The following is a 6,386-nucleotide window of genomic DNA, read 5'->3' on the forward strand; positions in this document are numbered from 1 at the left end:
GTATTATTAGACGAGCTTATGGTTATTGGGCCAAGTTTAACGTTTTTACCACTGAGCACTGAACCAAGGTTACGAGCCATACTTGAAGAAATTCAGAAGGATTTGAGTTATAGGCTCCCTATTGAGTATTTTGCCAATAACGCGGRTATGAGTAGCCGCACCTTATCCAGGTTGTTTCTAAAAGAACTTGGTATAACTTTTAGTGATTGGCGAACAAGAACCAGGCTGCTGGAAGCGATTAAGAGACTTGAAAACAAACAAGCAGTGAAAGAGATCGCCTTTGAAACTGGTTATGAAAACGCCAGTTCATTTATCTATACTTTTAAAAAATATTTCGGCAAGACACCAGGAAATTATTGGAGTTTGGGATTAATTTAGCATATATATAATGGCTGATACAATATTGGCCCACCAGATGAATTCCGAAGATGAAACAACGGTTAAGCGCAGCCCTGAAACTATGCAGCGCATATTAAGGAGTTTCTGAAAATATATGGTAATTTTTCTTTTGAAGTTACGGAGTTAATGGCAGAGAATGATAAAAATAGATCGGCTTGGTTTTGAAAAGCAGCTACAATCTAAATAGAGGTGAGCATAACATTGTTTAGATAACTATTGAAAAAATGAAAATCATTAACAATTCCAGCCTGCCGATATCTGTGCAAATAATTAATTGTGAAAATTGCCTTTTGTAGGTAATAAAGATTGGCGACACCAGTTTGTCGAAATCAAAGTCCCAGAACAGAACCTTAGGAAGGTCTGTATAGTTTCATTTTTATGATCCCATAGGGTTGACCTTACATACATCGAACACAAAATCTGCGTTTATAGCATTTCAGGCGACACTGCAAATTATTATAAAAACAGAAAACCATCTTTAAGATAAATAAAGATGGTTTTTGAATTTCTGTGATCCCGCTGGGATTCGAACCTAATTCAAAGATCAGCGTTTCTGGACTTTCGTCTTATCAGGATTTTTAATGTTTGATCTTCCATTTATCTGCTAACTCGGCATTAAAACCATCAGCATCTTTAGGGTTAGGTTTTCCCTTGCCGGTAGTAATTAAACTGTATAAGCTATTGTTAATATAGTTCCCCCAGGCATCGTGGCAAACTTTGTAACATTCATATTCTGGCACTAAGCCTTGATGAGTGAATTTTACCTTTGTTTTCGCTCCTTCTGTAGAAATATCGAAGATGAGTTTAGTACCGATCCATTCCGTTTTATCCTTTGTAAAACTGAACTGATTGTCCAGAACCTCATAAACCAATTTTTTATACTGGACCATTTCTATGAGTTTAATTTTGCATATATGGACGTCCTTATAGTGATAGACGAATACTTCACCCAGCTTATCTGTCTGGCCTTCTATTTCTTCAGACCACCAGCTGCGAAAGTTGCTGATAGCCTCGAAAGCTACTTTTGGGTTCTGCTCCACTAAAATGGAGGCTGTGTAATCTTGCTTTTCCATATCTTTCTGTTTTAAATGGGTTACTTTAACCTGATACTTTGTTTCGGTCATTTGCTTTGAGCAATTGTTCCAGTTTGAGAGCAATAGTGTCGTCAAAAGGACGGCTGTCAAATTTGATGCAATCATTTATTGTCTTTAGTTAGGTAATTTATTATTTAATAAGGTTTCCAATTTTTTCAGTTTCGATGTCCAGAACTCATCAAAGTAGTTCAGCCAGGCCTGCAATTCTTCAAAACCGTCCTTTTTCAGCGTGCAATAGCGTTCCCGGCCCAGGTCCTGAATAGAAATAAATCCGGCAGTTTCCAATATCTTGACATGCTTGGATACCGCTGGGCGGCTCATATCGAAATTATCGGCCAGGCTGTTGATGGTCAAACTATTCTCCGAAAGGAGCATCAGCATTTTCCGCCGGCTCGGGTCTCCGATCACCTGGAAGGTATCAAGCGTTGGTATGGCCATGTGGTTCTGTATTTAAAAGTTTTTCGATTTTTTGGAATTTCTCCAGCCAGCCATGCAGCAGGCCATGGTACATATCCAGATTTTCTGCCTTATCGAAGCCACGGTGGTCCAGAAATACTTCGGTGCCGTTGTTCCTGGGTTCGAGCCTCCAGGTCACAACAGATTCAAGCGTGATTGTGCCCTCACCAGGGCCGCAATTCCAGGAATAGCTTAGTGTTTTTAGAGGTTGAATATCCAGCACCTTGCAATAAAAAATGCCGTCAAAATTCAGGCTGGCTATGCTGCCGGTCCGGAACTGAAATTCATGGCCTAAAACAGGCTGAAAATCATTTTTCATGAGCCATTGTGCCATGAGATCGGAATTGGTTAAATACTCCCAAACCGTTTCAAGGGGATGGGCGAAGAAATACTGGTGTTTAATAACTTTTGCCATAATGAGTAACTTAAGAGTCGAAGGCAACCAGGTTACAACCGCGTTCTATCCGGCAAACACTTATGCAAGTGACCTGCTGTCCTTTTTTAAAAGAACGCCTGCCAAAGAATATATCCAGGCCATCACCGATTGTGAAACCTGGTCCATTACTTACGAAGATATGCAGGCCAGTTTCCATGCCATCCCGGAATTTCGTGAATTCGGACGGTTGAATATTGTCAACCAATACAGCCTGCTTAAAGAAAGAATGTTATCGAATTTGCAGGAAACAGCCGACCAACGCTACAGCGATCTGATTCATTCTCATCCGGAAATCCTTCAACATGTCCCCTTAAAATATATTGCCTCTTACCTGGGGATTGCCGATACTTCCTTAAGCAGAATAAGAAAAGAGGCGGTAAAAAAATAGCCTGTTTCATTTCCTGTCCTATGTCAAGTGGAATTTAAGTTAATTGCCCTTTCTTTGCTTTCATATTAATCGGCAACTCAAATGGCAAATTTCATTTCAGGCGCGCCCATTTTGGTGATCGTGCTATTCATCGCAAGTTTTCTTTATTCCATTGCATTCCTCACAAAACGGGTAAAACAGGCAGCTTTAGATGCTGGATTGACGCTGCCTAAATCCAGGAATATACAGTTCTGTATTTTTGGTTTTTATATGCTTTATCTGGCTTATGTTTCCGTACTTGCTTTAAAGGGTATACTTGATGTTAATTCTTTACCGCCTAAAGTGATGGTTTGGGCGGGTATGCCCCTATTGTTCATTTTATTCGGATTCATTGGAAATACTGGCTTAGTCAAGACATTACTTCACTCAATTAAACTGGAGTCCCTGATCGCGATCCATATATTCAGGCTGGTCGGAGTATTTTTTATCATCCTTTATGGCAATCATTTACTTCCTGCCGAATTTGCTTTTTCAGCCGGGCTGGGAGACATCATTACCGCGCTTTTGACCCTACCGGTGGCAAGGATGGCCTCCAAACAAAAACCAGGGTGGAAAACCGCCGTTTATGCCTGGAATATCTTCGGCATGCTGGACATTATCAACCTGCTGGTGATCGCGGTGATCACCGGTGCGAATGGGAATCTCCGGGAAATGGCGATATTTCCGTTCGTTTGGTTCCCCGCATTTGCGCCAGCTACCATTTTGTTCTTACACACCTTAGTCTTCAGAAAATTACAACAGCCCAAAGGTGATATTCATGGGAATTAGTTGGTGATTTTTATTGATTTTCCTGATATGCTTTTTGTAGAAAACCCGTTTAAAGGATATTTTTAACAGAAAAGGCGCAATCTCTTGCGCCTTTGGTGATCCCGCTGGGATTCGAACCCAGGACCACTACATTAAAAGTGTAATGCTCTACCAGCTGAGCTACGGAATCATTTTGTCCCTTTCGAGGCTGCGAAGTTAGAAATTAAATTCATTCCCGCAAAGAACAAAGTCAATCTATTTAATAAAAACTTAACATTAACTAAATAAAAAACAGTTAAACATTTAGGGTTCACAGGGTTAAGCACCTTAAAAAAATATCTTTTTTCTTTCTTTTCATCTGCTTTGTTGTAAAAGCCGACAAATAAGTTAAAATAGCCTTCGTGTAGTTATCCAAATATTATTTCACGCTGCTATAAACGCAGTGATGCAGCAAACGTTGCCTCAAAAAAACAACAATACCGATGAAAAAGATGAGCAATTCTCACCTTTAAGTTGGAATATCAATGGTTTTAGTCCCGATTCGGATATAGAAAAGGCTGTTAAAGCGACTCCTTTCCCAAAACTGCTAAGGGATGCTGGTTATTATACTATACATGTAGGGAAAGCGCATTGGGGCTCGATGGGAACGCCTGGAGCCAACCCTTATAACCTTGGCTTTATGGTTAACATTGCCGGGCATGCGGCAGGCCATCCGCAAAGCTATCTTGCTGAACAACGTTATGGCAACATGCCTGGGAAAGCGCAGGCACAGGCAGTACCCGATTTAGAGGAATATTACGATTCTGACACTTTTTTAACAGAAGCACTAACCATTGAAGCAAAAAAAGCCCTTACCATTCCAATAGCCAGAAAAGAACCCTTCTATCTTAATATGGCCCACTATGCTGTTCATGCACCCATTATGGCCGATAAAAGATTTGTGCAAAAATATTACGATGCAGGTTTAGACAGTACTGAAGCCAAATATGCCAGTTTAGTAGAAGGAATGGATAAAAGTTTGGGTGATATCATGGATTTCCTGAAAGCAAAAGGTATGGATAAAAACACGATGATCATTTTCATGAGCGATAACGGCGGTTTAGATGCACACCAAAGAGGAGGTCCTGTAAACACACACAATTATCCTTTCAAATCGGGTAAGGGCTCTGTTTACGAAGGTGGTGTACGCGAGCCAATGATTGTAAAATGGCCCCTTGCCGTTCCTGCTAACTCGGTGAATCGAAACCCGGTAATTATTGATGATTTTTTTCCGACCATATTGGAAATAGCTGGAATTAAAGCGCCAAAAATCATCCAAAAATTGGATGGATTAAGTCTGTTCGCCACATTAAAACGCCCAGAAGTTAAACTTCAGGATAGGCCCTTAGTTTTTCATTTCCCCAATAAATGGACTACTGTTAAAGATGAAGCAGTACTTGGAATAAATTATTACAGCGCCATTCGCTTTGGCAACTGGAAATTGATTTACCAGATGCGCACACAAAAATTTGAACTCTACGATTTAAGCAAAGATATTGGTGAGCAGCATAGTCTTTCATCAACTAATCCCACTGAAATGAAAAAGCTGGCTATACTTTTAGGCAAAACCTTAAAAGAACGTGGGGCACAAATGCCTGTAGAAAAAGCGACCGGAAAAGCAGTACCATTTCCTGATGAGATTTTTGGCAATTAAGTATGTTTATCGTGATAAAGCAAAAGAGATTGTATCATAAAGGCGATGTCACCTCAGATGCTGTCATGTTGTAAGCCCTGGCCAGTACACACTGGCAACCTTATCGTTTCTAAATACATTGGTAGAACCAACTATATAGGCAATTTCATTATCGCTACCAACAGAACCGGTATAATTTTTACCCGTAGTCATGGCTGCACCGTATTCGGTAACCACGGTACGGCTTGCATAATTACCAAAACGGTTTCGCCAGTCAGCTTCCCAGGCCGATTGTGTTCTGGTAGCCCAAAATGCATAGTTATGCAGGGATAAGAGGCAGCTCGAAAATCGGCTATCAGCGCCAACGGCTGTTACATTTTCCGAGTAGCCAGTACCACCTAGAAGAATCCGGCCTTTGCTTACATTGGGGTAACGGGAAAGCCATTCGGCATAAATAGTGGTTAATTGGGCCAATGTATAACCATAGGGTTCATTCATGGGTTCGAAATACACGTTTGCATTACTTCCATATTTATTAACTACGGTTTGCCACATGGCCCAAAACTGAGTAGTGTCATCGATAGTACCATTATGGGAAGATGCACTCTCCCAACAAGCAAGTATAACCTTCATGTTTTTACTTAAAGCGCGATCTATTGCCCCGGTATATGCGCCCCACCACGAATCGGATACACTTGGCGGGTTAATTGGTAACCTTACCGTATTTACACCCGGCATGTTATTTTGGAAACCCGTTAATATTGCATTTGCTTTTGCTGATACCGTGGTGTAATCATCACCAGCGGTTAACCCTGAGGGGATTACCCAGCCATCAACAAAATTGTCGCGGCCATCTGCCCAATTTACACCTGCAATTCCTGCAGCACCAACCGATTCTGCGTCTGCTTTTTGAGCATCCGTGACCTCCGTTTTTTCAATTTCGAGCGGAGTTTCTGTTAATTCTTTTTTTTCACAGCCCATTAAGCACGCGCTTAACATAACGGCCATTGTTGCAATTGACGTTTTAATTTTCATAGGTAATGATTTAATATTTGGTTAGTGAGGCGTTAACCAGAAGAAAATCAAAATGTTATTTATTTTTTAACTCATTTAAAATAGCTTTATCTAAACTGGTTAATGTATGCTGTGTAGGTT

8 protein-coding genes and 1 tRNA gene are annotated in these 6,386 nt (G+C 40.7%); 4 read left to right on the top strand and 5 right to left on the bottom strand.

All coding sequences use genetic code 11. From position 1 onward, the window contains the following. Positions 1 to 378, top strand: a 378-nt coding sequence (locus tag AC1DND_RS25880) for a helix-turn-helix domain-containing protein (RefSeq protein WP_477585459.1), incomplete at its 5' end; no start/stop codon positions are given. 599 nt (positions 379 to 977) lie between these two features. Here AC1DND_RS25880 and AC1DND_RS25885 read toward each other — a convergent pair. From AC1DND_RS25885 to AC1DND_RS25895, 3 genes are all read right to left on the bottom strand, one after another. Continuing rightward, positions 978 to 1,523, bottom strand: a complete 546-nt coding sequence (locus AC1DND_RS25885) for an SRPBCC family protein (RefSeq protein WP_477585461.1) — start codon at positions 1,521 to 1,523, stop codon at positions 978 to 980. 84 nt (positions 1,524 to 1,607) lie between these two features. Beyond that, entirely contained in the window at positions 1,608 to 1,931 is a 324-nt protein-coding gene (locus AC1DND_RS25890; protein ID WP_133777490.1) for an ArsR/SmtB family transcription factor, read from the bottom strand. Beyond that, complete coding sequence (locus AC1DND_RS25895) at positions 1,912 to 2,364, bottom strand: SRPBCC family protein (RefSeq protein WP_477585463.1); 453 nt, start codon at positions 2,362 to 2,364, stop codon at positions 1,912 to 1,914. The genes AC1DND_RS25890 and AC1DND_RS25895 overlap by 20 nt, the downstream gene beginning before the upstream one ends. Before the next feature lies 1 nt (position 2,365). On the opposite strand from AC1DND_RS25895, the gene AC1DND_RS25900 reads away from it, so the two are divergent. Next, the gene (locus AC1DND_RS25900) at positions 2,366 to 2,773 is read left to right on the top strand and encodes a Crp/Fnr family transcriptional regulator (RefSeq protein WP_477585465.1); all 408 of its coding nucleotides are present in this window, start codon (positions 2,366 to 2,368) and stop codon (positions 2,771 to 2,773) included. A gap of 81 nt (positions 2,774 to 2,854) precedes the next feature. Next, positions 2,855 to 3,580 carry a hypothetical protein gene (locus AC1DND_RS25905; RefSeq protein WP_477585467.1) on the top strand — a complete coding sequence of 242 codons (726 nt, stop codon included), beginning with the start codon at positions 2,855 to 2,857 and terminating at the stop codon, positions 3,578 to 3,580. 93 nt (positions 3,581 to 3,673) lie between these two features. On the opposite strand, the gene AC1DND_RS25910 is transcribed toward AC1DND_RS25905, so the two are convergent. Next, positions 3,674 to 3,749 (bottom strand) — tRNA-Lys (locus tag AC1DND_RS25910). 255 nt (positions 3,750 to 4,004) lie between these two features. On the opposite strand from AC1DND_RS25910, the gene AC1DND_RS25915 reads away from it, so the two are divergent. Then, positions 4,005 to 5,252 carry a sulfatase-like hydrolase/transferase gene (locus tag AC1DND_RS25915; protein ID WP_477585469.1) on the top strand — a complete coding sequence of 416 codons (1,248 nt, stop codon included), beginning with the start codon at positions 4,005 to 4,007 and terminating at the stop codon, positions 5,250 to 5,252. 63 nt (positions 5,253 to 5,315) lie between these two features. On the opposite strand, the gene AC1DND_RS25920 is transcribed toward AC1DND_RS25915, so the two are convergent. Then, on the bottom strand, positions 5,316 to 6,266 hold the full coding sequence (locus AC1DND_RS25920) for a cellulase family glycosylhydrolase (RefSeq protein ID WP_477585471.1): 951 nt from the start codon (positions 6,264 to 6,266) through the stop codon (positions 5,316 to 5,318). Between the last annotated feature and the right edge of the window lie 120 nt (positions 6,267 to 6,386).

The organism is Pedobacter sp. 01N416, assembly GCF_056399685.1.